Annotated in this window: 24 protein-coding genes; 12 read left to right on the top strand and 12 right to left on the bottom strand. The window is 73.7% G+C overall.

The features are described 5' to 3' along the window. Window positions 1–183: 183 nt before the first annotated feature. On the top strand, window positions 184–1,794 hold the full coding sequence (locus K5S26_RS14290; RefSeq protein WP_221859371.1) for a sensor histidine kinase: 1,611 nt from the start codon (window positions 184–186) through the stop codon (window positions 1,792–1,794). Beyond that, a complete protein-coding gene (locus K5S26_RS14285; RefSeq protein WP_221859369.1) occupies window positions 1,791–2,963 on the top strand; it encodes a hypothetical protein in 1,173 nt (390 codons plus the stop codon). Before K5S26_RS14290 ends, K5S26_RS14285 begins: the two co-directional genes overlap by 4 nt. On the opposite strand, the gene K5S26_RS14280 is transcribed toward K5S26_RS14285, so the two are convergent. The 8 genes from K5S26_RS14280 to K5S26_RS14245 all read right to left on the bottom strand — a co-directional run bounded on the left by K5S26_RS14280 (window position 2,950) and on the right by K5S26_RS14245 (window position 10,020). After that, window positions 2,950–3,684 carry a response regulator transcription factor gene (locus tag K5S26_RS14280; RefSeq protein WP_308122989.1) on the bottom strand — a complete coding sequence of 245 codons (735 nt, stop codon included), beginning with the start codon at window positions 3,682–3,684 and terminating at the stop codon, window positions 2,950–2,952. The two genes, K5S26_RS14285 and K5S26_RS14280, sit on opposite strands and share 14 nt — an antisense overlap. Before the next feature lie 131 nt (window positions 3,685–3,815). Continuing rightward, window positions 3,816–4,358, bottom strand: a complete 543-nt coding sequence (locus tag K5S26_RS14275) for a signal peptidase I (protein WP_221859365.1) — start codon at window positions 4,356–4,358, stop codon at window positions 3,816–3,818. Next, on the bottom strand, window positions 4,355–5,107 hold the full coding sequence (locus K5S26_RS14270) for a hypothetical protein (protein ID WP_221859363.1): 753 nt from the start codon (window positions 5,105–5,107) through the stop codon (window positions 4,355–4,357). Before K5S26_RS14270 ends, K5S26_RS14275 begins: the two co-directional genes overlap by 4 nt. Next, window positions 5,098–6,537 (bottom strand): RICIN domain-containing protein, encoded by a 1,440-nt coding sequence (locus tag K5S26_RS14265; RefSeq protein ID WP_221859361.1) that lies wholly within the window; start codon window positions 6,535–6,537, stop codon window positions 5,098–5,100. The genes K5S26_RS14270 and K5S26_RS14265 overlap by 10 nt, the downstream gene beginning before the upstream one ends. Further along, complete coding sequence (locus tag K5S26_RS14260; protein ID WP_221859359.1) at window positions 6,537–7,115, bottom strand: hypothetical protein; 579 nt, start codon at window positions 7,113–7,115, stop codon at window positions 6,537–6,539. Before K5S26_RS14260 ends, K5S26_RS14265 begins: the two co-directional genes overlap by 1 nt. Window positions 7,116–7,192: 77 nt before the next feature. Beyond that, window positions 7,193–7,717, bottom strand: coding sequence for an alternate-type signal peptide domain-containing protein (locus tag K5S26_RS14255; protein ID WP_221859357.1), 525 nt, complete (start codon window positions 7,715–7,717; stop codon window positions 7,193–7,195). Between the two features lie 280 nt (window positions 7,718–7,997). Then, window positions 7,998–8,843, bottom strand: a complete 846-nt coding sequence (locus K5S26_RS14250) for a TIGR03620 family F420-dependent LLM class oxidoreductase (protein WP_221859356.1) — start codon at window positions 8,841–8,843, stop codon at window positions 7,998–8,000. Between the two features lie 82 nt (window positions 8,844–8,925). Next, window positions 8,926–10,020, bottom strand: a complete 1,095-nt coding sequence (locus K5S26_RS14245) for an enoyl-CoA hydratase/isomerase family protein (protein ID WP_221859354.1) — start codon at window positions 10,018–10,020, stop codon at window positions 8,926–8,928. 169 nt (window positions 10,021–10,189) lie between these two features. On the opposite strand from K5S26_RS14245, the gene K5S26_RS14240 reads away from it, so the two are divergent. After that, entirely contained in the window at window positions 10,190–12,349 is a 2,160-nt protein-coding gene (locus tag K5S26_RS14240) for an ATP-binding cassette domain-containing protein (protein WP_221859352.1), read from the top strand. 75 nt (window positions 12,350–12,424) lie between these two features. Here K5S26_RS14240 and K5S26_RS14235 read toward each other — a convergent pair whose 3' ends face one another. Then, complete coding sequence (locus K5S26_RS14235; RefSeq protein WP_221859350.1) at window positions 12,425–12,793, bottom strand: hypothetical protein; 369 nt, start codon at window positions 12,791–12,793, stop codon at window positions 12,425–12,427. Between the two features lie 105 nt (window positions 12,794–12,898). On the opposite strand from K5S26_RS14235, the gene cofG reads away from it, so the two are divergent. The 4 genes from cofG (at window position 12,899) to cofC (ending at window position 18,659) form a co-directional block, all read left to right on the top strand. Beyond that, window positions 12,899–15,370 carry a 7,8-didemethyl-8-hydroxy-5-deazariboflavin synthase CofG gene (gene cofG / locus K5S26_RS14230; protein WP_221859348.1) on the top strand — a complete coding sequence of 824 codons (2,472 nt, stop codon included), beginning with the start codon at window positions 12,899–12,901 and terminating at the stop codon, window positions 15,368–15,370. Next, window positions 15,367–16,872 carry a flavin-containing monooxygenase gene (locus tag K5S26_RS14225; RefSeq protein WP_221859345.1) on the top strand — a complete coding sequence of 502 codons (1,506 nt, stop codon included), beginning with the start codon at window positions 15,367–15,369 and terminating at the stop codon, window positions 16,870–16,872. Before cofG ends, K5S26_RS14225 begins: the two co-directional genes overlap by 4 nt. Before the next feature lie 79 nt (window positions 16,873–16,951). Beyond that, a complete protein-coding gene (gene fgd, locus K5S26_RS14220) occupies window positions 16,952–17,962 on the top strand; it encodes a glucose-6-phosphate dehydrogenase (coenzyme-F420) (RefSeq protein WP_221859344.1) in 1,011 nt (336 codons plus the stop codon). A gap of 7 nt (window positions 17,963–17,969) precedes the next feature. Further along, the gene (gene cofC / locus K5S26_RS14215) at window positions 17,970–18,659 is read left to right on the top strand and encodes a 2-phospho-L-lactate guanylyltransferase (RefSeq protein WP_246604053.1); all 690 of its coding nucleotides are present in this window, start codon (window positions 17,970–17,972) and stop codon (window positions 18,657–18,659) included. Between the two features lie 31 nt (window positions 18,660–18,690). Here the strand turns inward: cofC and K5S26_RS14210 are convergent, their stop codons facing one another. Together K5S26_RS14210 and pyrE are read right to left on the bottom strand one after the other, a co-directional pair. Beyond that, on the bottom strand, window positions 18,691–19,623 hold the full coding sequence (locus tag K5S26_RS14210; RefSeq protein ID WP_221859340.1) for an ROK family protein: 933 nt from the start codon (window positions 19,621–19,623) through the stop codon (window positions 18,691–18,693). 56 nt (window positions 19,624–19,679) lie between these two features. Continuing rightward, window positions 19,680–20,255: an orotate phosphoribosyltransferase gene (gene pyrE, locus K5S26_RS14205; RefSeq protein ID WP_221859338.1), complete on the bottom strand. Its 576-nt coding sequence runs from the start codon at window positions 20,253–20,255 to the stop codon at window positions 19,680–19,682. 63 nt (window positions 20,256–20,318) lie between these two features. Between pyrE and K5S26_RS14200 the strand changes: the two genes are divergently transcribed. After that, complete coding sequence (locus tag K5S26_RS14200; protein ID WP_221859336.1) at window positions 20,319–21,164, top strand: exodeoxyribonuclease III; 846 nt, start codon at window positions 20,319–20,321, stop codon at window positions 21,162–21,164. Window positions 21,165–21,354: 190 nt separating this feature from the next. Here K5S26_RS14200 and K5S26_RS14195 read toward each other — a convergent pair whose 3' ends face one another. Further along, window positions 21,355–22,116 (bottom strand): gamma-glutamyl-gamma-aminobutyrate hydrolase family protein, encoded by a 762-nt coding sequence (locus tag K5S26_RS14195; protein WP_221859335.1) that lies wholly within the window; start codon window positions 22,114–22,116, stop codon window positions 21,355–21,357. A 126-nt stretch (window positions 22,117–22,242) separates the two neighbouring features. Here K5S26_RS14195 and K5S26_RS14190 point away from each other — a divergent pair, with 126 nt between their 5' ends. The 4 genes from K5S26_RS14190 to K5S26_RS14175 all read left to right on the top strand — a co-directional run bounded on the left by K5S26_RS14190 (window position 22,243) and on the right by K5S26_RS14175 (window position 26,392). Beyond that, window positions 22,243–23,529, top strand: coding sequence for a sensor histidine kinase (locus tag K5S26_RS14190; protein WP_221859333.1), 1,287 nt, complete (start codon window positions 22,243–22,245; stop codon window positions 23,527–23,529). After that, the gene (locus K5S26_RS14185; RefSeq protein ID WP_221859331.1) at window positions 23,526–24,161 is read left to right on the top strand and encodes a response regulator; all 636 of its coding nucleotides are present in this window, start codon (window positions 23,526–23,528) and stop codon (window positions 24,159–24,161) included. The genes K5S26_RS14190 and K5S26_RS14185 overlap by 4 nt, the downstream gene beginning before the upstream one ends. A 219-nt stretch (window positions 24,162–24,380) precedes the next feature. Next, the gene (locus tag K5S26_RS14180) at window positions 24,381–25,265 is read left to right on the top strand and encodes an ABC transporter ATP-binding protein (RefSeq protein WP_221859329.1); all 885 of its coding nucleotides are present in this window, start codon (window positions 24,381–24,383) and stop codon (window positions 25,263–25,265) included. Next, on the top strand, window positions 25,262–26,392 hold the full coding sequence (locus K5S26_RS14175) for an ABC transporter permease (protein ID WP_221859327.1): 1,131 nt from the start codon (window positions 25,262–25,264) through the stop codon (window positions 26,390–26,392). The genes K5S26_RS14180 and K5S26_RS14175 overlap by 4 nt, the downstream gene beginning before the upstream one ends. Window positions 26,393–26,558 lie beyond the last annotated feature (166 nt).

The raw sequence follows: 26,558 nt of genomic DNA, 5'->3' as shown, positions 1-26,558 counted from the left end.
AGCCGCCGACATCCTCCACTGCCGGAGGCCGCTGTCCGCTGACGGCGGAAACCGCCGCTCAGCGCGGGAATCCGACCGTGGTCGGATGCGCGGACACGCCCGGGCCGGTATCGCCGCGGGCATGCGCGCCCCGGGCTGCGCGGCGCCGGTTCGGCGGAGGGCGGCACGCGGTAGCGTCTGGACATGCCCCACACGCGCAGCGACCCGTCGCGCGAGCGCACGATCATCCTGAACCAGCTGCTGCTGGGGCTCGTGATCCTGCTCGCGGCCGCGTTCGTGCTGATGTCGGGCCAGTACCAGGACCTCGCCTCGCTGATCCTCGGGGTGTCCGGCGTGTTCATCGCGACCGTCTGCGCGATCATCGTGCGCTGGGACCGCCTGCCGTCGCTCGCGACGATCGCGGTGCCGGCCCTCGACATCGTCTCCATCGGCTCGCTCTCGCTCGCCTACCCCTCCAGCGGCCTCGCCCTGCTGTGGGTGTTCCCCGTGCTCTGGGTCTCCCTCACGTTCGGGGCCATGATCTCCTCCATCACCGTCGCCCTCACGACCGTGCTCTATCTCGCGCCCCTGATCGAGACGCCGTCCGCGTTCGAGGTGCGCCTCGTGCTGATGCCGCTGACGCTGGCGTCGCTCGCGGTGTTCGGGCAGGTGATGTCGCGCCGCGCGACGGCCCAGCGATCGCTGCTCGCGCGCCAGTCGCGCACGCTGCAGCGCGCCTTCGAGCGCGCCCGCGACCAGGAGTCGCTCGTCAGCGAGGTGCTGCAGGCGGTCGACTTCGGCGTGACGCGCATCGGCGCCGACGGCCGGGTGACGGTGACGAACGAGGCGCACGCGCGCCTGCACGGCGACCCGGACGCCCCGCTGTTCCAGGAGGACGGCGTCACGCCCGTGCCGGCCGCCGACCGGCCCCTGGCGCGCGCCGCCCGCGGCGAGACGTTCGAGGGCGTGGAGCTGTGGCACGGCGGGATCGGCACCGAGCGCCGCGCGCTGCACGTCACGGCCCGGCGGATCGCCGACGACGGCGCGGCCGGTGTCGTCGTCGTCTCGCGCGACGTCACGGCGGAGCGGAACGCGCTGCGGGCACGAGACGACCTCATCGCCTCGGTGTCCCACGAGCTGCGCACGCCGCTGACGTCGATCATGGGGTACCTCGACCTCGCGCTCGACGACCCCGGCCTCCCGGCCTCCGCGCGGGGGGCTCTCGAGGTCGCCGAGCGCAACGCGCAGCGCCTGTTCGCCCTCGTCACCGACATCCTCTCGGCCTCCCGCGCCCCGGACGCCGACCCGGCGGAGACGCTGCGCGCGTCGATGATCGACCTGAGCGCCATCGCGCGCCAGGCGGTGGAGGCGGCCCTCCCCCGCGCCGCCGAGCGCGGGGTCGTGATCGACACCGAGGGCATCGAGAGCACCGCCGCCTTCGCCGACGCGGGCCGCGTGCGCCAGGTCGTCGACAACCTGCTGTCGAACGCGATCAAGTACGGACGGGACGAGGGCCGGGTCTGGATCGGGTGCACGGAGGACGGCGACCGCGCGATCCTCGCCGTCAGGGACGACGGCCCGGGCATCGCCGAGGCCGAGCAGCCCCGAGTGTTCGAGCGCTTCTTCCGCGCCGACGCGGTGCGCCGATCCAGCGTGCACGGCAGCGGCCTGGGCCTCGCGATCAGCCGCGACATCACCCGCGACCACGGCGGCGATCTCACCCTGCAGAGCATCCCGGGCGTCGGCTCCACATTCGTCGTCACCCTGCCCGCCCGACGACCCCTCCCCCACCCCGCCCCTCAGGAGAGCCGATGAGCGCGTTCGACCTGTTCACCCTCTCGTTCGCGACGGCCGTCGTCGTGATCACCGCCGGCATCGTGTTCCTGCTCGACACGGTGGTGAGACGCGGCAGCGCCTCCGGAAGGTACTGGGCGGCGTCGTTCCTCGCCGGCATCCTGGTGACCTTCTGCTACGTGGCCTGGGCGGTCGACCGCGACCTGTGGATCGCGGTCGCGACCGGCAACGCCGCGTTCGTCACGCAGATGGGCCTGATGTGGCTGGGGTGCCGCGTGTACAACGGGCGCCTGGGCGCCGTGCCCCGCGCGGCCGTCGCCCTCGCGGCCCTCGTCACGTTCGGCGCGGCGATCGTGCAGCGCGACGTCGGCGACTGGGCGGGCGCCGCGGCGATGTTCGTCGGCATCGGGGCCTTCGCGGCGCTGGGCGCGGTCGAGACGCGGCGCGACGCCCTGCGCGCCGTCTTCGCCGCGTGGGGCCTCACCTTCGCGCTCGGCGCCGCCGCCGCGTACTACGCAGCCCGCACCGTGGTGTTCCTCACCGGCGGTCCGCAGAGCCATCTGTTCGCCGAGTGGTTCAGCACGGGCACCACGTCGATCGTGACGATCACGCTCACGATCGTCGCCGTCGTGTCCACGTCCGTGCTGCGGGTGGCGTCGGTGACCTCTCCGCAGATCCCGGGCGCCCGGCCGGGCCCGGGCGAGCGCCTGCTGCCGTCCGAGGTCTTCCTGCCGCTGCTCGACGACGTCGCCACGCGCGGCGAACGGGGCACGGCTCCGCTGACGCTCATCGCCGTGCGCGTGGAGGGGGTGTCCGAGATCGGCGCCGCGTTCGGGCAGGGCGCCGCGGAGCGCATCGAGGCGCGCTGGCGCGACTCGCTCCACCGCGCCGCCCCGTTCCACGCCGCGGTGGGGGCGATAGACGACGCGACCGTCGGCATCGCGCTGCCGGCGCCGACGGCGGACGAGGTGGCCTCGGTCGCGAACACGGTGCGACAGCGGCTCATCGACGACCTGATCGCGCTCGACGGCTCCGTGCTGCCGGCGATCGGCGTCGGCTTCGCGCTCGCGCGCGAGCACGGCTACGCGGCGACGACTCTGGTGGATGCCGCGCGCCAGGCCGCGATGGACTCGGCGGGCTCGTCGGGGATGCCGGTGACGGCCGCCCCGCCCGACGTCACCCGGCCGTGAGGCGGTAGCCCACCCCGCGCACGGTCTCGATCCAGCGCGGGCTGCTGGCCGACTCCCCGAGCTTGCGTCGCAGGTTGGCCATGTGCACCTCGATGGCGCGCAGGTCGTGCTCGCTCACGAAGTCGCTGTGCCGTTCGCCCCGCAGGGCCAGGGACAGCTGCTGCTTCGACACCACGCGCGTGCCGGCCTCCAGCAGCTCGCGCAGCAGGTCGAACTCGGTGCGCGTGAGGTCGGGCTCGGCGCCGTCGGCGGACACCGTCCGCCGGTCCGGGTCCATGCGCAGGCCCCGGTGCTCGAGCCAGCTCTCCTCGCCGCCCTCCTCGGCCTCCGGCGCCGACGGGGGCGCCAGGGCGCGCGGCCGTCGCAGCATCGCCTCGATCCTGGCGCGCAGCTCGCGCGGCCGGAACGGCTTGACGATGTAGTCGTCGGCTCCCGCCTGCAGGCCCTGCAGCACGTCGATCTCGTCCGACAGGGCGCTGACGATCACCAGGTAGGTAGAGCTGACGTCGCGCACGCGCCGGGCGGTCTCGAAGCCGTCGATGCCCGGCATGCTGAGGTCGAGCGTGGTGACCACCGGGTCGTGCTCCGTCACGAGGGCGACGCCGTCCGCGCCGGTCGCGGCGGCGTGCACGTCGAAGCCCGCCTGGGTCAGCACGGCGGCGAGGAGCGCGCGGATGTCGGGATCGTCCTCGATGACGACGGCGACGCGGGTCTGCTCCACCACACCCCCCTCCACCGGGGGGTAGGGGCCGGCGGATACGATATCGCAGAATACACGTCGGAAGGCGGTGGACCCCTCCTGTGTGACCGGCTCCGCCTCGCGCTGTTCCACGCCTGCGGGGACGACGTCCGTCATCGGGTGCGCCTCCGGCGCCGGTCGCGCACGCCGGACAGCACCAGGATCGTCGCATAGGCGAACAGCGCTGTCGCCGCCGCCGGCACCAGCCACTGCCGGGCCGCACCGTTCACGGCCTGGTTCGCCCAGCCGAGCCAGGGCACCGCGTACCAGACCGTGCCGCGCACCTGCACCGGCAGCACGGGCTCGGCGTCCGGCGAGCCGTTCGCATCGCCCTGTGTGACGAATCGCGGCTCGCCGCTCGCCGAGTCGGTGAGGCGGGCGACGACCCGGTGGGTCACGACCGCCGCCTCGCCGGACTCCAGCTGGTAGGTCATGATGTCGCCGACGGCGATCTCGTCGACCGGTGTCGGCTTCACCACGATGAGCGTGCCGGGCGGCAGCGTGGGGCTCATCGACCCGGTGAGGATCGTGAGGGAGGTCCCGCCCACGAGCGCCGGGACGCCGATCACCGCGAGCCCCAGCAGCAGGACGAGGCCGAGCAGGCCGAGGCTCAGCCCGTGCACGATCGCCCGGCCCGCCTCGCGGGCGCGGCTCACTCGGCGCGTCGGCGTCGCGTCAGCAGCGTCAGCCACCATCCCGCACCTCCGATCGCGAGTCCGATGACCACGGCCGCCAGCGAGACGGCGCCGCCGGTGGTGGCGAGGCCGCCCGCCGCGTCGGCAGGCTCGGTGGGGACGGGCGTCGCGGCGGCCCCGGGCACCTCGGGCTGCCCGGGGATGTCGACGCCTCCCCCGCTGCACCCGCCCGCGGCGCCGGTTCCGGCGGCCGCATCGGCGAGGGCCACGCGCAGCGCGAAGGAGGCCCGCGACCCCTGGCCCTGATCGCCGCTCAGAGCGGCGTCGAGATCGACGGTGACCTCCACCGTCGCGGTCTCGCCGGGCTGCAGCACCCGTGGGCCGATCAGAGCGGTGCAGCCCTGGAGCTCGCCGAGGGGCGTGCGCGACAGCCCGGCACCGGTCGCCTGACCCGCCGTGAGGCTGAAGCCGTCGGCGGTGTCGGCCACGACGTCGACGACGGAGACCGTAAGCGTCGCCGCGGCGTCGTGCGCGTTGCGCACGTGCAGGGCGGCGGTTCGGGACTCGCCCGGCACGAGCGCGAGCCCCTCGTCGAACAGCGCCGCGGGCGCCGTCGCCGACCAGACGGTGCCGTCGGCCGAGAACTGCAGTCCCTCGTCCGTCACCGTGGCGGGCACGGTCGCCGTCGCTGTCGCGACCGCGGCCGGCGCGGCGGCGACGGCCGCCAGCGACGCCGCGATCAGCAGCGCGGCGAGCGTCGTCACTGCCATCCGCACACCACCCCCAGGGTCGGGTTGCTCGAGGTCGTCAGGGCGATCTTGCCGACGGCCACCGGGCTCCACTTCCCACTGTTCGCGATCTGCTGCTCGACGTACACCCACGTGTTGCCGAGACCGCCGTTCGCGGAGGCCACGTAGTCCTTGAGGGCAGAGCTCGAGTTGTCGATCTGCAGCGTGGTGTACCAGCCGCCGAGCGCGCCGACGGGGAAGGCCGTGCGCGTCTCGGGCGAGGACTCCGGGGCGAGGAAGGCCCGGTACGTCGTCTCCCCCTGGTAGCCGGCGTTCTGCGAGAACGACAGGGCGACGCTCCACGGCGGGCTGCCGCCGCACGTCATCGCCTCGGCCTCGTCGACGGGGTCGCCCACGACCTCGAACGTGAACCGCTGGCTCTCGACGTCGTCGCAGTCGGCGAGGACGACCTTGCGCGGGTCGGCGCCCGACGTCCACAGCCCGTCGCCGATCGCGATGCACTGCCCGGGGTAGGCGATGCTCTCGATCCGGTACTCGGTGTCGGAGACGGCGATGATGCTCCACCGCTGGGTGTCGACGTCGGCCGCGGTCGAGAGGCGCAGCACCTGACCGTCCGTCCGTGCCGTCCATCGCGGTGCGGCCGGCGTGTTCGGGTCGTTGTATGCCCAGGCGATGTAGAACGTGCCGTCGGAGTTCTGCGAGATGCGCCACTCGCCCTCCCAGTCGCTGCAGTCCGCCGCACGTCCGAGGCCGTCGCTGCCGTCGCCCAGCTGGTAGCGCTGGATGCACAGGTCCTTGTTGTGCGCGTAGTAGCGCAGCGAGCTGTCGGCGTCGAACAGCGCGCTCGTGCCGACCTTCTGGGTGAACCCCGCGGCCTCGGCAGCGGCCTGCCAGGCGGCGCCGTCGGCGTACGAGAGCGTGGAGTCGACGGCGATCTGCACGCTCTCGTCGGAGTAGGTCGCGGCGTCGGCGGCCGTCATCGACGTCCTGACGCACAGGACGACCGTGGCGCCCGCCTCGACGGTGCCCGTGGCCTGCAGCGGCGTGCTCGTGGACAGCGTGCCGGTCACGGGCGAGGCGAGGTCGGCGTCCGTCGTGCAGTCGGCGGGGTCGGAGATGACGGCGATCGCGACCGACACGGCGCCGGGCAGCCCGTCTGCGGTGGCGGAGGACGCGAGCACGTCGAGGCTGTAGCCCGCCTCGCGCGACCCGGTGTTCGTCACCGACACCGCACCGGCCGCCGTCCGGCTGAGCGACGTGTACGTGGTGGTCAGCGGCGTCTGGGTCGAGGACCCGGCGTGCACCGTCTGGGTCACGCCGGTGCGTGCCGCCTGGGCGGGGCCGGCGAGCTGGGCCTCCGCGCTCCACTGAGCCCAGGCGCCGCCGCCGACGGCGAACGTGAGGACGAAGGCGAGGACCGCGATGAGGCGGACGCGGACGGAGCGACGCATCAGCGCACCTGCGTTCCGGAGACGGTGAGGGTGAACGCGGCCTGCGCGGCCGGGGTGAGGGCGCTCGTGGCGCGCACCTCGACGCAGGCCTCGGTCGACTGACCGGGCTGGACCACGACGGCGTCGGGGACGTCGGTCGATGCGAGGGCGGCCGACGACTCGGAGAGCGCCTCGCCCGGGAGCGCCGTCGCGGGGCAGGCGCCCGCCGTGGCGCGCAGCTCGAAGCCCGCGGCGGTCGTGGCCGCGGCGTTCAGCGCGAGGGGCACGTCGCCGGTGTTCTCGACGGTGATCGACGCCCGGGCCGACTCGCCCGGCAGCAGGTTCGACCACGCGACGTCGTCGTGGTCCGCGGACCACGACGCGGTGAGGGCCGCTGTTCCGGCGCGCACGGTGCCGGCGTCGACGACGGTGTCGTCCTCCCAGAGGGCATAGCTGCCGCTGGTGCCGGAGAGGGCGAGGAAGAGGAGGGCGGTCGCGGCGAGCGTGGACATCACGACCGCGCGCAACCGACGTGCCCGGCGCACCCCCGCGCGCCGGGCACGGCGGGTCTGGGGCGAGGGGCTGCACTGCTCAGGCATGGGGATTCCTGTGTTCGAAGCGAGTGGCCGCCGTCGCGGTGCCCCGCCCGTGGGCGGGGCACCAGGATGGGGATGGGTCAGTTGTCGTACGTCTGGGTGGCGACGAACGAGAGGTCGGCGAAGTCGACGGTCGCGCCCTGCGACGAGTTGTCCGCCGTCGTGCCGTACGGGAAGTCCACCGTGACCGTGACGGGGATCGTGTAGGTGCCCGCGCCGTCGAAGCCGAACGTCTGGGTGGCCTGGTCGAACGTGATCCCGGAGGGCAGCGTGCCGGGCGCGACGGTGATGTCGAAGGCGTCGGCGACGGTGTCCGGGGTGATGGTGTACGACGCGGTGTCCAGCGCCACGGTGCCCTCGATGTTGTCGCCCGTGGCGACCAGCTTGAGCGTGGTCGAGTACGCGGACGAGTCGCCGGGCACCCAGAGGCTGAGCGCCGGGCTCCACGCGCCGGCCGCGGTCTCCTCGAGCGTCAGCGTCCCCGCTTCGATCGAGCCGCCGTCGATGCCGGCGTCGGCGTTCCAGTATGCGAGCGATCCGGCACCGCCGAGCAGGAGGACCAGACCGGCGGCGGCTGCGATCGAGCCCTTGACAAACTTGTTCACTGCTACTCCAGGGATATAGAGGTGGGTAGGCGTGCGGGCACGCCGAATGAGGGCGGGGGTCGCGCCACAGAGTCGGATGTCTCGCCGTGGGGGTGTGCGAGACCTCTGCGCGTTCGGCTCTTCGGGTGAGCCTCTGCCGCACTCGGCTCTTCGGGTGAGCCTCCGGCGCGACCGCCGCTAAGAAGAATGTACGGTTCGACCCTCAGGGCGTACTCAAGCGAGCCCTAAGGGAACCTTTGGATTTGTCCCCCAAATGGGGGACACGGCCGCCGGCGCGGGCTCAGCCGCGGAGGGCGAGGGCGTCGGCGAGCGCATCGAGGCCGCCGATCGGGTCGTCGCCCAGCGCCTGCACGGCCACATGATCGGCACCCGCGTCGAGGTGCGCGCGCAGGCCGGCCACCGCCGCCGCGACCGTGGGGTTGGAGGCGACCAGGTCGATGAGCGCGTCCGAGCCGCCGCCCGCGAGGTCCCCCTCGTCGACGCCGTGACGCAGCAGCGCGCCGACGTAGTTCTCCAGGCCGAAGTACCGCTTCAGGTACCGCCGCGCGATGCCCCGCGCCTCCTCCTGGTCGGCGTGGATCACGACCTTCTGCTCGGGCGCGAGCAGCGCGCCGGCGCGGGCATCGTCCAGGACGCCCCGCGCGTGACGGGTGTGGTCCGGGACGGTCAGATAGGGATGCGCGCCGAGCGAGCGCTCCGCGGCGAGCGCGAGCGTGCGGTCTCCGAGCGCCGCGAGCAGGCGCTGATCGCGCGCCACGCCCTCCGCGTCGAGCACGTCGAGGTAGGCGGCGAGCGACGCCAGCGGTCGCACCCGCTCGGCGGTCGCCTCGCGGTGGCCCGATCCGATGCCGACGACGAAGCGGCCGGGATGCGTCTGCTCGATGCGCCGGAACGAGCGCGCGACCTCGGCGGCGTCGTCCTTCCAGATGTTGACGATGCCCGTCGCCACGACGATCCGTTCGGTCGCGTCCAGCACCTCGTCGACGATCCGCAGGTCGCCGCTCGGCGAGCCGCCGATCCAGAGGGCTCCGTAGCCGAGCCGCTCGACGCTGCTCGCGAACCCCGCGTCGAGGGCGGCCGCGCCGCGCCAGACCCCGTACGTCCCGAATGCCGCCGCGTCCACCATGCCGCCAGTGTGCCACCGAATCGCGCCGCCCCGGCGGATGCGTCCCCGCGGGCGGAAGGGCGGCGGCGGAGTCGCCTGCGGTTCAGTCGACGGCGAACAGGCGCCGCTCGGGCTCGTGCGCGAACGCCTCGCCCACCAGGTCGGCGGGCACGCCGGCGAGGGAGGGAGGGCTCCATCGCGGCGCGCGGTCCCTGTCCACCAGCTGCGCCCGGATGCCCTCCGGCAGGTCCGGCTGCGTCGCCATGAACCACGTCACCAGGCCGTACTCCTGCTCGAGCGCCGCGCGGAGGCCGGGCAGCGCCCGAGACGAGCGCACCGCGGCCAGCGAGACGGTGAGCCCGACCGGGGCGCGGTCGGCGAGCGCTCCGAGGACGGCTCGCGGGCTGACCTCGTCGCCGTCGCCCGTGCCGGCGTCGGCGAGCGCCTGCAGCCGCTCCAGGATCTCGGGGACGGTGTCGGCGGCGAACGCGTCGTCGATCCAGGGCCGGGCTCGCTCGATCGGGCCCGCCTCGGGCGTCTCGTCGAACAGCAGCACGAGCTCGGTCGGCGTCGACGGGTCGGCGCGCGTGGTGAGCGCCTCGCGCAGCGACGGCAGGCGCACGGCGGGCACGAGGTGGTCGGCGAAGCCGGCGTGGATCGCGTCAGCGGGGCCCATCACCCAGCTGGTCAGCGCCAGGAACTCGCCGACACGCCCCGGCGCACGGCCGAGCAGCCACGAGCCCCCCGCGTCCGGCGTGAAGCCGAGCCGGGTCTCGGGCATCGCGAGCTGGGAGCGCTCGGTCACCACGCGGACGTGCGCATGCCCGGCGATGCCGATGCCGCCGCCCATCGTGACGCCGTCGGCGAAGGCGACGACCGGCTTCGCGTACTCGCCGATCGCGGCGTTCATCGTGTACTCGGCGCGGAAGAAGCGATCGGGGCCGCTGGCGTCGCCGCGGGCAAGAGAGGCGTGCAGGCCCCGCACGTCGCCGCCCGAGCTGAAGCCCCTCTCCCCCGCGCCGTCGAACAGCACCACCTGCACGTCGGGGTCGTCGCGCCAGGCGGCGAGCAGGCCGGCGATCGCCTCGATCATGCCGACGTCGAGCGCGTTGATCGCCTCGGGGCGGTTCAGCGTGATGGTGCCCAGCCCGCCCTCGCGGCGGGCGAGGACGCGGGGATCCGGCGTCGGGAAGGTCACGGGGACACGCTACCCACTGGGAGTCGGCGGCACGCGCACCCGCCCCCGGGTTCGGCCGCCCGGCACCGCGAATCCCCGGGTTCGGCGCGACATCGGCCAAGATAGGTGTCATGGCGCGGCGCGCAGGCGCCCGCGTCGTGGGACCTGTACACCCCATGAGAGGGAGCGGATGGCCGACGGCAAGGTGCTCGAGTTCCGCGGAGTCACGAAGACCTTCGGAGACGTCGCCGCGGTGTCCGACCTGACCGCCCGGGTCGAGCCCGGCGCCGTCACCGGCTTCGTCGGCCCGAACGGGGCGGGCAAGTCGACCACGCTGCGCATCCTGCTCGGCGAGCTGCGGCCCACCGAGGGCAGCGCGCTGATCGGCGGCGTCCCCTACGCGCGGCTGGACAAGCCGCGGCGCGAGGTGGGATCCCTGCTCGAGAACCCGTCGTACCGGCCCCGGCGCACGGCCGAGCGACACCTGATGTCGGTCGCCCGGTCGATCGGCGTGCCCGCGACCCGCGTCGCCGAGGTGCTCGAGGTCGTCGGCCTCGGCGCGGTCGGAGACATGCGCATCGGCGGCTTCTCGCTGGGCATGCGCCAGCGGCTCGGCGTCGCGGAGGCGCTGCTGGGCGACCCGGGAGTCCTCGTCTTCGACGAGCCCGCCAACGGCCTCGACCCGGAGGGCATCCGCTGGATGCGCCTGCTGATGCGACGGCTGGCGGACGAGGGCCGCACCGTGCTGATGTCGTCCCACGTGCTGAGCGAGGTGCAGCAGGTCGCCGACGACATCCTCATCATCTCGAACGGGCGGCTGCTGTTCAGCGGCGGCATCGAGCACCTGGCCGACGTCGACGCGGTGGTCGCGGTCGACTCCCCGAACCGGGCCGCGCTGCGCGACGCCCTGCGGGAGCGCGGCGTGGAGTTCGAGCTGCTGCGCTCCGGCTTCAACGTGCCGGGCAGCACCACGGCCGAGATCGGCGAGCTGGCGGCTGCGGCAGGCGTGCCGCTGTCGTCGCTGCAGCTGCGCCAGCAGAGCCTCGAGGACGTCTTCCTGAAGATCGTCGGCGGCGCGTGGACGGCGCCGGTCCCGGCCCCCGCGGAGGCGGAGGCGGACGCGCCCGAGGAGGCCCCCGCGGAGGCGGACGCGCCCGAAGAGGCGAAGGCCGACGCGCAGGAGGGGACCGCTGACGTGCAGACGGAGGACGGGGCGGGAGCGGAGGGCGACGCCGAGTCCGACGAGTCCGCCGCGCCGACGACGGGTGCGGCGGGCGGCGGCGCGACCGGGCAACCGGCGTCCGACGGGACGGAGGAGCCGAGCCCGGCGCAGACCGCGCAGGACGCCCTGGACGACGTCAACGGCACCGACGGGGTCGACGCGGAGCCGCGCACCGGCATGCGCTCGGCCGAAGAGGTGGCCCCCTCGGCCGAGGAGACGCCGGCCGAGGAGACGCCGGCCGAGGACCGTCCCGCCGCTGACGGCGGGCGCGACCCGCTGGCATTCCTCAGCCGCCCCCTGTCCGAGGTGGAGCGCGAGGTGATCGCCGGGGAGACCGCGCTGATCGCGGCGTCCCCGGTGGGCGAGCAGCCCACGCCGGGATGGGTGCCGGCTCCGGAGGCGGTCCCGTCACCCGCCGAGGAGGATGCGGACGACCCCGACTCGCTCGAGACCGCCGACTCGGTCGTCGACCTGCCCGGCTCGGAGGCCGACGCTGACGGAGAGGTCACGGCCCACGCCGACGCGCAGGACGACGTCGACGCGGCGGACGACGTCGACGGCCAGGACGACGTCGACGCGCAGGAGGACGTGGACGGCCAGGACGCGACGGTCGAGGACGCGCACGACGAGCCCGAGGGCGACGGCCGGCCCGCCTCTGACGAGCGGCACGAGGACGACCACGACGGCCGGCACGCGGGCGACGTCGATCCCTCCCGGTCCGACGACGCCGACACCCCGGATCCGCTCGAGGCCCCGGACGAGGTGGTCGAGGTCGGCGAGGCCGACCACGGCGACGGACGGGACGGGGACGCCGATCAGGACGACCAGGGAGCCGGGGTCGCTCCCCCGCGACCGGCGTCGTCGGTCGACCCGCTCGCCTTCGAGCCGGTGACCAACTTCATCCCGCAGGCTCCGCCGCGCCCGCGCGGCGCGTCGTTCGGCGCCACCACCGACGACGAGCAGCCGGCGTCCTCGCGCGGCTGGCCGGGCTTCGCCCGCTTCGCCAAGCGGGAGACGCCGGCGCCGCAGACCGATGCGCCGGCGCCGCAGGACGGCTTCGGACGCCTGTTCGCGACGTTCGACGAGGCCGCCGAGCTGGAACGACGCGACGGCGACCCCCGCGCCTGAGCGCGTCGACGGCCCGCCGGCCGACGACCAGATCGCACAGATCGAAGGCCTCCGCTCTCCGCGGAGGCCTTCGCGTCAGGCCTCGGCGCCTTCGGCATCCAGTTGCAGCGCGTTCGCGAGTGCGAGCCCATGACGCGTCGACAGCACCAGGCGCGCGAAGCGCTCGTCGCCCGTGAGGTCGATCACCACACCCGGGCGGCCGTGACGGATCGCCACGAAGTCGTCGCCCTGCGCCGAGCGCCACCGGCCCAGCGACACCAGGCGCGGCAGGTGCGTTCCCGGGGCTCGCACCCCGCGCAGCCACGTCACGGGTTCGTCCGTGAGCTGCAGACGCGCGATCGACGCACGGTCGACTCGGATGTTGTCGCGCTGGGCGGCGAGCACGCGCTCCGTGCGCGTGAGCACGATCTCCAGCTGCGTCTGATCGAGCAGCAGGGTCACCATGCGATCCATCCTGCCAGGCGCTCGCGGACGCCGTCGGGCGGAACGGTCACAGGACGGCGACGATCGCCCGGCCCGGGCGCGCCCGCACGGTGGGAGACTGAGACGGTGACGCTGCTGGATCCCGATGTCTCCACGCTCGAGGCCGCGCTGGCCCGTGCCGAGGCGGGCGAGACCATCGCCGCCGACGAGGCCGAGGCCCTGCTGTCCGCGACCGGAGCGCAGCTGGACCGCCTGCTCGACGCCGCCGCCCGCGTGCGCGACGCCGGCCTGGAGGGGATCGGCCGGCCCCGCGTGATGACGTACTCGCGCAAGGTGTTCATCCCGCTCACGACGCTCTGCCGCGACCGCTGCCACTACTGCATCTTCGTGGACACCCCGGGCCAGCTGCTCAAGCAGCACAAGCCCGAGTACATGTCGCGCGCCCAGGTGCTCGCCGTCGCCCGCCAGGGTCAGGCGCTCGGCTGCAAGGAGGCGCTGCTCACCCTCGGCGACCGCCCCGAGGACCGCTGGCCGGAGGCGCGGGCGTGGCTCGACCGCCACGGCTACGCGTCGACCCTCGAGTACGTCGCCGACATGGCCCGGGCCATCACGGCCGAGACCGGGCTGCTCCCCCACCTCAACCCCGGGATCATGACGCCCGAGGAGCTCGAGATGCTGCGCCCCGTCGCGCCCTCGATGGGGGTCATGCTCGAGACCACCTCGCGGCGGCTGTACGAAGAGCCCGGACAGGTGCACTACGGGTCGCCCGACAAGGACCCGGACGTGCGGCTGCGCCTGCTCGACGACGCGGGCACGGCGCGCATCCCTTTCACCACCGGCATCCTGGTGGGCATCGGCGAGACGCTCCGCGACCGGGCCGAGTCGCTCATCGCGCTGCGGGACGCGCACGCACGGCACGGCCACCTGCAGGAGGTGATCGTGCAGAACTTCCGGGCGAAGCCGCGCACCGCCATGCAGGACCAGCCGGACGCCGACCTCCTGGAGTACGTGGCCGCCGTCGCGGTCGCGCGCCTCGTCATGGGTCCCGGGATGCGGATCCAGGTGCCGCCCAACCTCTCCGACCCGCAGGAGTTCGCGTTGCTCGTGCGCGCGGGTGCCGACGACTGGGGCGGCGTGTCCCCGCTGACCGCCGACCACGTGAACCCCGAGCGGCCCTGGCCGCACCTCGACGACCTCGCCGCGGCGACCGCCGATGCCGGGTTCGCGCTCCGCGAGCGCCTCACCGCGCATCCTCCCTACGTCGACGACGCGTGGCTCGACCCGGAGATCCGCGACGTGACGTACGCCCTCGCCGACCCGGTGAGCGGCCTTGCTCGTACGGGCGCGGCCGGCGTGGTGCTGCGGCCGGAGGGGGCGTCAGCGACCGATCCGGCCGGCTCCGGTCACGACGAGCGGCGGCGGGCGGCGGACACGGGCGGGGAGACGACACGCGCCCGGCCGAGCCGAGGGGGCATCGCCCGCCTCCTCGACGAGGCCGCGGCGGCCCCCGGCTCGATCGACGACGCGGGATGGGAGGCCCTGCTGCGCGCGGAGGGCCGCGACCTCGACCGCCTCGCCGCCACCGCCGACGACGTGCGTCGCTACACCGTGGGCGAGGCCCTGAGCATCGTCGCGAACCGCAACGTCGCCTCCACCGCCTTCCGGCGCCGGCCGACCGGCGAGCCCGACACGTACGACCTCGACGGGCTGGCGGAGATCGCGCGCGACGCGGACGATCTGAGGCTCACCGAGATCTGCGTCCAGGGCCTGGTCGCGCCGGGCCAGGATGCGGAGTCCTACCTGGACATCGCGCGCACGATCTCCCATGCCGCGCCGGGAATACACCTGCACGCCTTCCGTCCCCAGGACGTCGCCGACCTCGCCGACCGCTCGGGCCTCGGGCTGGACGGCGCGCTGCGGGCGATGCGCGAGGCCGGCGTGGACACGGTCCCCGGCACCGGGGTCAAGGTGCTCAGCGAGCGCGTCCGTGAGCTGATCGCGCCGGGCGACCTGCCGATCGAGCGCTGGCGCGAGGGCGTCTCCGCGGCGCATCGCGCCGGCTTCCGCTCCACCTCCGTGATGTTCTACGGACACGCCGAGACCGCGGCGGAGCGCGTCGCCCACCTGCGCGAGCTCGCCGCGATCCAGCGCGCCGCCGCCGATTCCGGAAGCGGCGGCGGCTTCACCGAGTTCGTGCCGATCCCCCTTCCCGAGCCGCTCGGCGGCGGCACGCCGCTCGTCGCCTCCCGTGCGCCGCTCGACGAGCACCGCGCGATGGTCGCGGTGTCCCGGCTCTTCCTGAGCGGCACCATCCCGCACATCCAGATCCCCTGGACCCGCCACGGCGTGCCCGCGTCGATCGAGCTGCTGCAGGCGGGCGGCGACGATCTGGGCGGCACCCTGATGGACGGGCGCGTGCTGCCGGGCGCTGGTGTCGAACAGGGGCTCCAGCTGCCGCTCGAGGCCGCGCGCGACATCGCCCGCGGGCTCTTCCGCCCCTTCCGGCAGCGCTCGACCACCTACGGCGACGTCAGCATCGTGCGCGAGACCCCGTCGGCTCGCGCGGCCCGCCAGGCGAGCCGGAAGGCACGCGGATGACGACGCCGCGCACCGGGGACGCCGGCCGGCCGGCCGATCGCGTCGGCACGGTCATCGTCGGGGCGGGCTTCGCCGGGATCGCCGCCGCCATGGCCCTGCGGGCGGAGGGCGTGTCCGACTTCGTCATCCTCGAGCGCGCCTCCGGCGTGGGCGGCACGTGGCGGGAGAACGTCTACCCCGGCGTCGCGTGCGACGTTCCCGCCCACCTCTACGGGCTCTCGGCCCATCCCTGGCCGGGCTGGTCGCGCACGTTCGCCCCGGGGGCCGAGATCCGCTCGTACCTGGAGCACGTCGTGCACGCCGAGGGGCTCGACAGCCGCCTGCGCCTCGGCACGGCCCTCACGGACGCCCGCTGGGTCGACGACGGCTGGGTCGTCTCGACCGTCTCATCGCCGTCGGCCGCGGAGGCCGGCGATCGGGTGCTCCACGCCGACCACCTGATCCTCGCGTGCGGTCGGCTCACCGAGCCGGTGATCCCGGACGTCCCGGGCCTCGACGGCTTCCCCGGTCCGGTCTTCCACTCGGCGCGCTGGGACGAGCGGATCCGGATACAGGGCGCGCGCATCGCGGTCGTCGGCACGGGCGCGAGCGCCGTACAGCTCGTCCCGCAGCTCGCGCGCCAGGGCGCGGACGTCACGCTGTTCCAGCGGACGCCGGCATGGATCGTGCCCCGCCGGGACCGGGCGTACGCCCGCGCCGAGCGCGACGCATGGGCGGCCGATCCGGCCTCGCTCGCGGCGTTGCGCGACGAGCTGTACGCGGAGGGCGAGGCGCGCTTCGCCTCGCGATCGGGCGATCCCGCAGCGTCCGAGAGCGCCCGTGAGGCCGCGCTCGGCCACCTCGCCCGGCAGGTGCCGGACCCCGGGCTGCGTTCGGCCCTCACGCCCGACTACGCGTTCGGCTGCAAGCGGGTCTTGCTCAGCGACGACTTCTACCCGACCATCGCGGACGGATCGGTGCGGCTCGAGGCGTCGGCTCTCGCCGCCGTCGACGACAACTGGCTGATCGCCGCGAGCGGCGCCCGACACCAGGCCGACGTGATCGTGCTCGCCACCGGGTTCGAGGCGGCGCGGCAGCCCTACGCGCGCCTCGTGACGGGCGAGCACGGCCTCACGCTCGACGAGCACTGGAGCACGGGCATGACCTCGGTGGCGTCGACGCTCGTCCACGGATTCCCCAATCTGCATGTGCTCAACGGCCCGAACGCCTCGTTGGGCCACAACTCGGCCGTGCTCATCATGGAGCAGCAGGCGGCCTTCTCCGCGGCGCTCGTGGCGGGCGGACGGACGGTCCGCGTGACGGCGGAGGCGGAGGCGGAGTACACCGCCGAGATCGCCGCGCGCGCGGCCGGCACCCCGTGGATCGAGGGCGGATGCCGCAACTGGTATACGGATCCGCGATCCGGGCGCCTCACCCTGCTCTGGCCCGGCACGGTCGCCGACTTCGGGGAGCAGCTCGCCCGCGCACGCGACGCGATCCTCGCCCCCTCCCTCATCCCCTGACCGATGTCCCGCTTCGGCCGGGCATGGGCGGGGATTCCCGGCCACACTGAGACATGGAGAAGAGAGAAGGAGCCACGACATGACCATCCCGATGCGCTTCGGCTATAAGGCCTCGTCCGAGCAGTTCGGGCCGCGCGAGCTGCTCGACTATGCGGTGCTCGCCGAGGAGGTGGGCTTCGACTCGGTCTTCCTCTCCGACCACATGCAGCCGTGGATGCACGACGGCGGGCACGCCCCGGCCGCCCTCCCCTGGCTGGGAGCGGTCGGCGAGCGCACGAGCCGCGTGCTGCTCGGCACCTCGGTGCTGACCCCCACGTTCCGCTACCACCCCGGGGTCGTCGCGCAGGCGTTCGGCACGCTCGGGGCGATGCACCCGGGCCGCATGATCCTCGGCGTCGGCACGGGCGAGGCGCTCAACGAGGTGACCCTGGGGCTCGACTGGCCCGAGTCGCCCGAGCGGTTCCAGCGCATGAAGGAGGCGATCACGCTCATCCGCACGCTCTGGACCGAGGAGCGCGTGACGTTCGAGGGCACCTACTACCAGACGCACAACGCGACGATCTACGACCGCCCCGAGACGCTCGTGCCGATCTACATCGGCGCCTCGGGCCCCGCCGCGACGCGCCTGGCCGGACGGATGGCGGACGGCTGGATCACCACGAGCGGCAAGGATCCGTCGCTGTACACGGACAAGCTGCTGCCGGCCTTCGACGAGGGCATCGAGAAGGGGCATCGCTCGCGCGACGCGGTGGACACGATGATCGAGGTGAAGGTGTCGTTCCGCCCCGACCTCGACGCCGCCCGCGAGAACACGCGGTTCTGGGCGCCGCTCGCCCTGAAGCCGGAGGAGAAGACGGGCATCCACGATCCGATCGAGATGCAGCGGCGCGCGGAGGAGCTGCCCCTCGACCGTGCCGCCTCGCGCTTCATCGTCTCGGACGACGTCGACGAGCACATCGAGGCGATCGCGACGTACGTGGAGCTCGGATTCCGACACCTCGTCTTCCACGACCCCGGTCATGACCAGGAGGCGTTCCTGCGCCTGTACGGCGAGCGCGTGCTGCCGCGCCTGCACGAGCGCTTTGCCTGACGAGGCCTTGCCTGACGAGGCCTCGTCGGACGAGACGTTGCCTGAGGACGCGGCGCTGGACGGCGCGGGGCCTCTCCCCCGGCCGCCGGCCGGCGTCACCGGGTGGGCCGTCGTCGTCCCGGTGAAGGGCGCTTCGGGCAAGTCCCGCCTCGAGCTGCCCGCCGCGGCGGGTCGGCGACGCGGCGAGCTCGCGCGCGCGATCGCCCTCGACACGCTCGACGCTGTATTCCGCGCCACGCATGTGTCGACGGTGATCGTCGTCACCTCCGATGCGGACATCGTCGCGGCGCTGCAGGGACGAGCCCTGATCGTCCCCGACCCGGGCTCCGGGCTGAACCCGGCGGTCTCGGCCGGCCTGGCCGCGGCACCATCGTCGCTCCCCCGCGCCGCGCTGCTCGGCGACCTCCCGGCGCTGAGCCCCCGCGACCTGGACTCGGCCCTGCAGCTGGCCGCCGAGGTGCCCCTCGGCGTCGTGCCCGATGCCGAGGGCACGGGCACGACGCTCGTCACCGCGCGGGCGGGTCAGCGGCTCCAGCCGGCCTTCGGCGCCGCCTCGCGGGCGCGTCACGAGGAGGCAGGCCTCGCGGTGCTGGACGTGCCGCCCGCCTCGACGCTCCGGCGCGACGTCGACACCGTCGATCAGCTGCGGGCCGCCGCCGCCATGGGGCTGGGGCGTCGCACGTCGGCGCTCCTCTGACGTCTCCGGCGCGGGCTCGGCCGACGGAGGGTCAGCGCAGCACGAGCGCCGCGGCGCCCACCAGCGGGCCCTCGTCGCCGAGCGCGCTGCGGACCACGCGGGTCGCGCGGGCGTAGGGCAGCACCGCGGTGCGGACGAGGGCGGCCGAGACCAGGTCGACGTAGTCGGGGGCGACCCGCGAGAAGCCGCCGCTGATCGCGATCACGTCGAGGTCGAGCAGGGTCGACGCGTTCGCGAGGCCGAGCCCCACGGTGGCCGCCGACCGCTCGATCGCGGCGCGTGCGACCACGTCGCCCGACGCGGCGTCGCGGGCGATGTCCTCCCCCGTCTCGCCGTTCCAGCCCTGCGAGCGCGCCCAGGCGACGCTGGCGGGGCCCGACGCGATCTCCTCGAGGGTGAGATCGCCGATCACCGTCTGGCCGAGGTGGCCCGCGTTGCCGGAGGCGCCGCCGATCGGCTCGCCGTCGACGACGATCCCGCCGCCCACTCCGGTGGACACCACGATCGACAGGGAGGCGCGGGATCCTGCCGCGGCGCCGATCCACGACTCCGCGAGCGCCAGACAGCCGCCATCGTGGCGGAGCCGCGTCGGGAAGTCGTCGTGGCGGAGCCGCGTCGGGAAGTCATCGTGGCGGAGCGCGCGGGCGGCCGACCGGTGGGCGGCGTCGGCCAGGCCGTAGCCGTGCAGGCCCGGCATGTTGACGGGGTGGATCGCGCCGGCGGCCAGATCGATGGGTCCCGCGCTGCCGATGCCGACGCCGGCGAACTCGGCGTCGCGCGGCAGGTGCGAGAGCGCGTGGGCGACGGTGTGCTCGATCGCGGCGTCCAGGTCGGCGGGTGTGGCCGCGCGTCCCGTCGCGCGCCGGTTGCGGCTGGCCGTCAGCACAGACCCGTCCGCGTCGACGAGCGCGGCGTCCAGCTTGGTGCCCCCGAGGTCGAGGGCCAGCGCGATGCGGGTGGGCACGGCGTCCTTCTCCCCCGGCTCGTCCGGCTCTCCGGACTGCCGGATTCTGGTGGCCACTACTGGGGGTCGAGGCCGAGGTCGGCCAGACCGATCGCGGAGCGCCACTCGAGCCCCTCGGCCTCGATCGCCACCTGTGCGCCGGTGGAGCGGTCGACGATCACCGCGACCGCGACGACCTCCGCGCCCTCGCGGCGCAGCGCCTCGACGGCCTTGAGCGCCGACTGTCCGGTGGTGGACGTGTCCTCCACCACGACGACCCGCCGGCCCCTCACGTCGGCGCCCTCGATCTGGCGGCCGCGGCCGTGGTCCTTCGGCTCCTTGCGCACGACGAAGGCGTCGAGCGGGTGCGCCGTGCGTGCCGACTCGTGCATGACGGCGTTGGCGATGGGATCGGCTCCCAGCGTCAGCCCGCCCACCGCCACGATGTCGGGGATGTCGGCGATCAGGTCGAGCATGATGCGGCCGATCGCGGGGGCGGCGCGATGGTCCAGGGTGAGCTTGCGCATGTCCACGTAGTACGTGGCCTTCTTGCCGCTCGACAGGGTGAAGTCGCCGTGGAACACGGCCTCGTCCTGGACGAGGCGGATGAGCGCCTGACGGTCGGCTTCGAGTTCGGGCGTGGATGCGGCCATGCGTCCGATTCTAGGAGGCGGGGGATCGGCGCACATGCATGCGGGCCGTCCTAGGCTGGTTCCATGCGTCTCGCCACCTGGAACGTGAACTCGATCCGCGCCCGTGTCGGGCGGATCGTCGCCTTCGCCGAGCGCGAGCACATCGATGTGCTGGCGATGCAGGAGATCAAGTGCAAGCCTGAGCAGTTCCCCTACGCCGAGTTCGAGGCCGCGGGCTATCACGTGGAGGCGCACGGTCTGAACCAGTGGAACGGCGTGGCGATCGCGAGCCGCGAGCCACTCGAGGACGTGGAGTATTCCTTCGACGGAATGCCTGGATTCCTCAAGGGACATGACGGCCCGGACGCGCCTCTCGAGGCCCGCGCGATCGGCGCGACGGTGGGCGGGGTGCGGGTGTGGAGCCTGTATGTGCCCAACGGACGATCGCTCGACGACCCGCACTACGTCTACAAGCTGCACTGGCTGAAGGCCCTCGAGGCCCACACCCGCGCCGCGTTGGCGGCAGATCCGGATCTGCCCCTCGCGCTGGTCGGCGACTTCAACATCGCCCCCACGGACGCCGACGTCGGCGATCCGCAGATCGTCGAGGGAGCAACGACGCACGTGTCGCCCGCGGAGCGCGACGCCTTCGCCGCGCTCGAGGCCGCGGGCCTCAGCGACGTCGTCCGGCCGCTCGTGCCTGCTGGCTTCACGTACTGGGACTACAAGGCGCTGAAGTTCCCGCGCGATCAGGGTCTGCGCATCGACTTCATCCTGGGGTCCCGCGCCCTGGCCGACGCCGTCACGGGAGCGTCGATCCACCGCGACGAGCGCAAGGGCGACGCCCCGAGCGACCACGTCCCGGTGGTCGTCGACCTCGACTTCCGCGACGACGAGGACGAGGACGACGTCCCGATGATCTTCGGCTGATCCGTTCGGTCCCGAGCTCGCTAGACGTCGCCCTCCGCTCCGGCCGCGAAGAGCCATCACACCCGCTGCATCGTAGGAAGAATCCATGCTGTAGGAGCAATGCGAGCGGTCGGCTCCTATGCGGTGGATTCCTCCTACGCGGCGGATTCGTCCGATCGCCCAGATCGGCGGCGCCGCGGAGTGCGGCGGCTCAGGCGGTCAGCACGACGTCGGCCGTGCGGGCCTCGCCGGCGGCGCCCCCCGCGGCCTCCGTGAGCCGCTCGAACAGCGCCAGCTCGAACGCCCACTCGTCCGGCGCCGAGAGCTTCTCGGGGTGCCACTGCACGCCGAGGTAGTCCCATCCGTCGACCGCCTCGACGGCCTCGACGACGCCGTCGGCGGCGCGCGCGACGACCCGGAGTCCGTCCGCCACGCGGTCGAGCGCCTGGTGGTGCAGGGTGCCCACCGCACGGCGGGTGACGCCGTACACACCGGCGAGGCGGCTGAGCGGGTCGAGCTCGACATCGTGCCGCAGACGGAACTGCCGCTCGGCGTCCAGCAGCGGCGCGTGCACCGCGGTGGTGCCGAGATCGACGGTCAGGGTGCCCCCGAGGGCGACGTTCACGACCTGGTGGCCACGGCAGATCCCGAGCGTCGGCAGGCGCCGCTCCCGGGCGGTGAGCGCCAGGCCCAGCTCGAACGCGTCGCGCTGCGCGCTGTACTCCACGCCGGGCTCGGGACGGCCTCCGTAGCGGGACGGGTCGACGTCGCCGCCGCCCGAGAGCACGAGTCCGTCGAGCCGCGCGGCCAGCTGCCTCGGGTCGCCGAGGGGCGGGAGCACGACGGGGATGCAGCCGGCGGCCTCGACGGCCTCGATGTAGTCGGTGCCCAGCGCGGCGTACGGCAGGTCGGCGCCGTGCTCGGTGTCGAGGCGGCGCAACGGCGCGGAGATGCCGATCAGCGGGCGGGTCATGCGCTCCATTGTCGCGAGCCGGTGCGAGGCTGCGCCCGCCCGGCGTAACGGAGCGTGATGCTCACGGGCGGCGATGTCCCTCGCGCGGGGGAGGACGGGCGCGCCCCGGCCCCGTACCGTGGTGGCATGCCCGTCCCGACGTCCCGCCCCGACGCCGCCTGGTCCCGCCCGCCGATCGGGCCGCGCGAGCTGCGGCTCGACGCCGGCCTCGCCGGGGCCCTGTTCATCGCGTCCCTGCTGAGCGTCGCGTTGTCGGCGGTCGCGCAGGTGTTCACGTTCCAGGACGGCGCCGACGTCTGGGCCGTGGTCTTCAGCGCCCTCACGACGCTGCCGCTGGCGCTGCGCCGGCGGCTTCCGATCACCGTCGCGCTGATCGTCTGCACGTCGTACTTCGTCGGCGCCACCGTCGAGTCGATGGAGCTGTACGTCAGCCAGGTGACGATGTTCATCGCGTTCTACACGGTGGGCGCGTGGTGCGCCGACCGGCGTCGCGCGGTGTGGAGCCGGTCGCTGATCATCGTCGGCATGCTCGTGTGGCTGATCGTCTCGACGTACCTCGGCGCGGTCGAGCCCACCGGCGACGCCGAGCAGTACGCCGGCGCCTTCTCGCCGTATCTCGCGTTCATGCTGATCCAGTGGGTCATCAACGCGGCGTACTTCGGCGGCGCCTACTACATGGGGGATCGGGCATATGCCGCCGCGCTGGCCCGCGACGACCTGCGCCGCCGCACCCGCGAGCTCGAGGAGGAGCGGGAGACGTCCGCCGCTCAGGCGGTCGAGCTGGACCGCATCCGCATCGCGCGCGAGCTGCACGACGTGGTCGCCCACCACGTGTCGGCGATGGGCGTGCAGGCCGGCGCGGCGCGCACGGTGCTCGAGCGCGACCCGGATTCCGCGAAGGGCATACTCGAGTCGGTCGAGCGGTCGGCCCGGGCGGCGATCAGCGAGCTGCACCAGCTGCTGTCGACCCTGCGCGACCCGGGACAGGACGCTGACGCCCCCTCGACGCTGCGGCTGGACGCCCTGGAGACGCTGGCGAGGCAGACCACCGCCATCGGCACGCCGACCACGTTCACCGTCATCGGCGAGCCGATCGACGTGCCCGAGGTCGCCAACGTCAACCTGTACCGGATCGCGCAGGAGGCCCTGACGAACGCCCGTCGCCACGGCGGGCCGGACGTCTCGGCCGACGTGCGGCTGCGGTACACGCCCGACGCCGTCGAGCTCGAGATCGCCAACTCAGGCCGCGTCCGCGCCTCGGCACGACCGGGGGTCGGTCAGCTCGGCATGCGTGAGCGCGCCACCGCGTCCGGGGGATCGCTCGAGTTCGGCCCGCGCGAGCGCGGCGGCTATCTCGTCCGCGTGCGCATCCCGCTGAGGTCCGAGGCCCTGGTGGGGGAGGCCGTGTCGTGACCGCGCGGGTGCTGATCGTCGACGACCACGCGACGATGCGGATGGGGTTCCGCACCATCCTCGAGGCGTCGGGCCTGACGGTGGTCGGCGAGGCCGCCACCGGCGCCGAGGCCGTCGACGCGGCGGCCTCGCTCCGGCCCGACGTGATCTGCATGGACGTGCAGATGCCCGACCTCGACGGCATCGAGGCGACGCGGCGCATCCTCGCGGCAGCCGGGGACCACCCGCCGCGCGTGGTGATCGTGACGACCTTCGACCGCGACGACTACCTCTTCGAGGCGCTCGACGCGGGCGCGAGCGGGTTCCTGCTCAAGAACGCCGGCCCCGAGGAGCTGGTGTCGGCCGTGCGCGTCGTCGCCGCCGGCGACGCGCTGCTCGCCCCGGAGGTGACGCGACGCGTCATCGAGCGGTTCGCGCGGCCGACGGGGCCGGACGTCGATCCCGGGCTGACCGAGCGCGAGCGCGAGGTCCTGCGGCTGCTGGCGCAGGCGCTCAGCAACAGCGAGATCGCGACGCGCCTGTTCATCGGCGAGGCCACGGTCAAGACCCACGTGTCGAACGTGCTGGCCAAGCTCGGGGCCCGCGACCGCGTCGCCGCGGTCGTCTACGCCCACCGCCACGGCCTCGCCTGACGCCTCCCTCGCAGGCGCATCGGGCTCGAAGACGCCTCGAACCGGTGCGAATGCGCCCTTCTGAGCGCCGATAAGGGCGCTCTCGCACCGATCCACGCCGACGCGACGCCGCGGCTCGCCGCTCCGGCGCGCGGTGGAGCGCAAGATCCGCCACGCGGGGGATCCGCCCGGCACCACCGGCTTCGTAGCGTGGGATCACCGGACAGAAAGGGATCGCGGATGCTGAAGCTGCGCGGGATCGTCAAGAGCTACGGCGACCGTCGAGTGCTCGACGACGTGTCGTTCGACGTCGCACCGGGCCGGCTCACGGGCTTCGTGGGCGGCAACGGTGCGGGCAAGACCACCACCATGCGGATCGTGCTCGGCCTGCTGGCGCACGAGGCGGGGGAGGTCTCCCTGGGAGGCCAGGCGCTGACGCCGGCCGCCCGCCGCGACTTCGGCTACATGCCGGAGGAGCGCGGGCTGTACCCCAAGATGAAGGTGCTCGAGCAGATCGTGTACCTCGCTCGCCTGCACGGCTTCTCGAAGCAGGACGCGACCGACAGCGCGACGGCGCTGCTCGAGCAGCTCGGGCTGGGGGAGAGGCTCGGCGACAACGTCGAGGCGCTGTCGCTCGGAAACCAGCAGCGCGCCCAGATCGCCGCGGCGCTGGTGCACGAGCCGCAGGTGCTGATCCTCGACGAGCCGTTCTCGGGCCTCGACCCCCTGGCCGTCGACGTCGTCGCCGGCGTCCTGCAGGAGCGGGCCGCGCAGGGCACGGCCGTGCTGTTCTCGTCGCACCAGCTCGACGTCGTCGAGCGCTTGTGCGACGACCTCGTGATCATCGCGGGCGGCGAGATCCGCGCGCAGGGGTCGCGCGAGCAGCTGCGCGCCGCCCACTCGTCGCGCCGCTTCGAGCTGATCTCGTCCGGCGACGCGGGCTGGCTGCGCGAGCAGCCCGGCGTCGACGTGGTCGAGTTCGACGGCGGCTACGCCGTCTTCGACGCCGACAGCGACGAGTCGGCGCAGGCCGCGCTGCGGCGCGCGGTCGAGGGCGGCGACGTCACCAGCTTCGCCCCGCAGCATCCCTCTCTCGCCCAGATCTTCAAGGAGGTCATCCGATGAGCGCCACCGTCACCCCCCGCGCCGCCGTGCCGGCCCGCCGCACCCCGACCGAGCTGTCCTCCGCGCAGGCGACCTGGCTGGTGGCCGAGCGGGAGATCGGCTCGAAGCTGCGCAGCAAGTCGTTCGTGATCTCATCGGTGATCCTCGTGCTGATCGCCCTCGGCAGCGTGCTCTGGGGCGGCTTCACCGCCGGTCAGGACAGCTCGATCAAGATCGCGGCTCCCGCGGACGCCGGCGCCCTGCTGGCGGACACCCCGGGCCTCGAGGTCGTCGAGACCACCGATCGCGCGGCGGCCGAGGCGCTGGTGCGCGACGGCGAGGTCGAGGCCGCCGTCGTCGTCGACGCGGAGTCGCCCGTGGGCCTCACGATCATCGCCGACAGCGACACCCCGTCCGGGCTCGAGCAGGCGCTCGCGGTCAAGGCGGACGTCGTGCTGCTCGATCCCGATGCGCTCAACCCGCTGCTGCGCTACTTCGTCGCGCTCGGGTTCGGGGTCGTCTTCTTCATGGCCGCGTTGACGTTCGGCGCGACGATCGCCGCGAGCGTCGTCGAGGAGAAGCAGACGCGCGTCGTCGAGATCCTGATCTCCGCGATCCCCACCCGCGTGCTGCTCGCGGGCAAGGTCATCGGCAACACGATCCTCGCGATGGGGCAGATCCTGCTGCTGGCGGCGGCCGTGGTGCTCGCCCTGGTGGTGACGGGCCAGACCGAGCTGCTGCAGGGGCTCGGCGCACCGGTCGTGTGGTTCGCCGTGTTCTTCCTGTTCGGCTTCATCCTGACCGCGGCGATGTTCGCCGCCACCGGCGCGATGGTCTCGCGTCAGGAGGACATCGGATCGACGACGGGCCCGGTGACCTACCTCGTGATGGCGCCGTACATCCTCGTCATCCTGTTCAACGACAACCCGCTGGTGATGACGATCATGTCGTACGTGCCGTTCTCGGCGCCCGTGGGCATGCCCGTGCGGCTGTTCTTCGGCGAGGCGCAGTGGTGGGAGCCGCTGCTGTCGCTGGCGATCCTGCTCGCGTCGTGCCTGCTGGTGATCGGCATCGGGGCGCGGATCTACGAGAACTCGCTGCTGCGGATGGGAGCCAGGGTCAAGCTGTCCGACGCCCTGCGGTCCTGACCGGTCCGATCGAAGGCGCGCCCCGTCCGCGGGGCGCGCCTTCGGCGTTCGCGGACGGACGCGGTCCGGGAGTCCTCTCGATGCACGGGAATAGAATCCGGCGGGCGGGGGGTTCACTCCCGCGGAGGGCAACGGCGCCCCGTGAACGATTCCGAGATCCTGAGGA

This window comes from Microbacterium marinilacus (assembly GCF_019753765.1).
Lineage (GTDB): Bacteria > Actinomycetota > Actinomycetes > Actinomycetales > Microbacteriaceae > Microbacterium > Microbacterium marinilacus.
The sequence above is the reverse complement of the archived record's forward strand: the minus strand, read 5'-3'. Positions and strand labels throughout refer to the sequence as shown.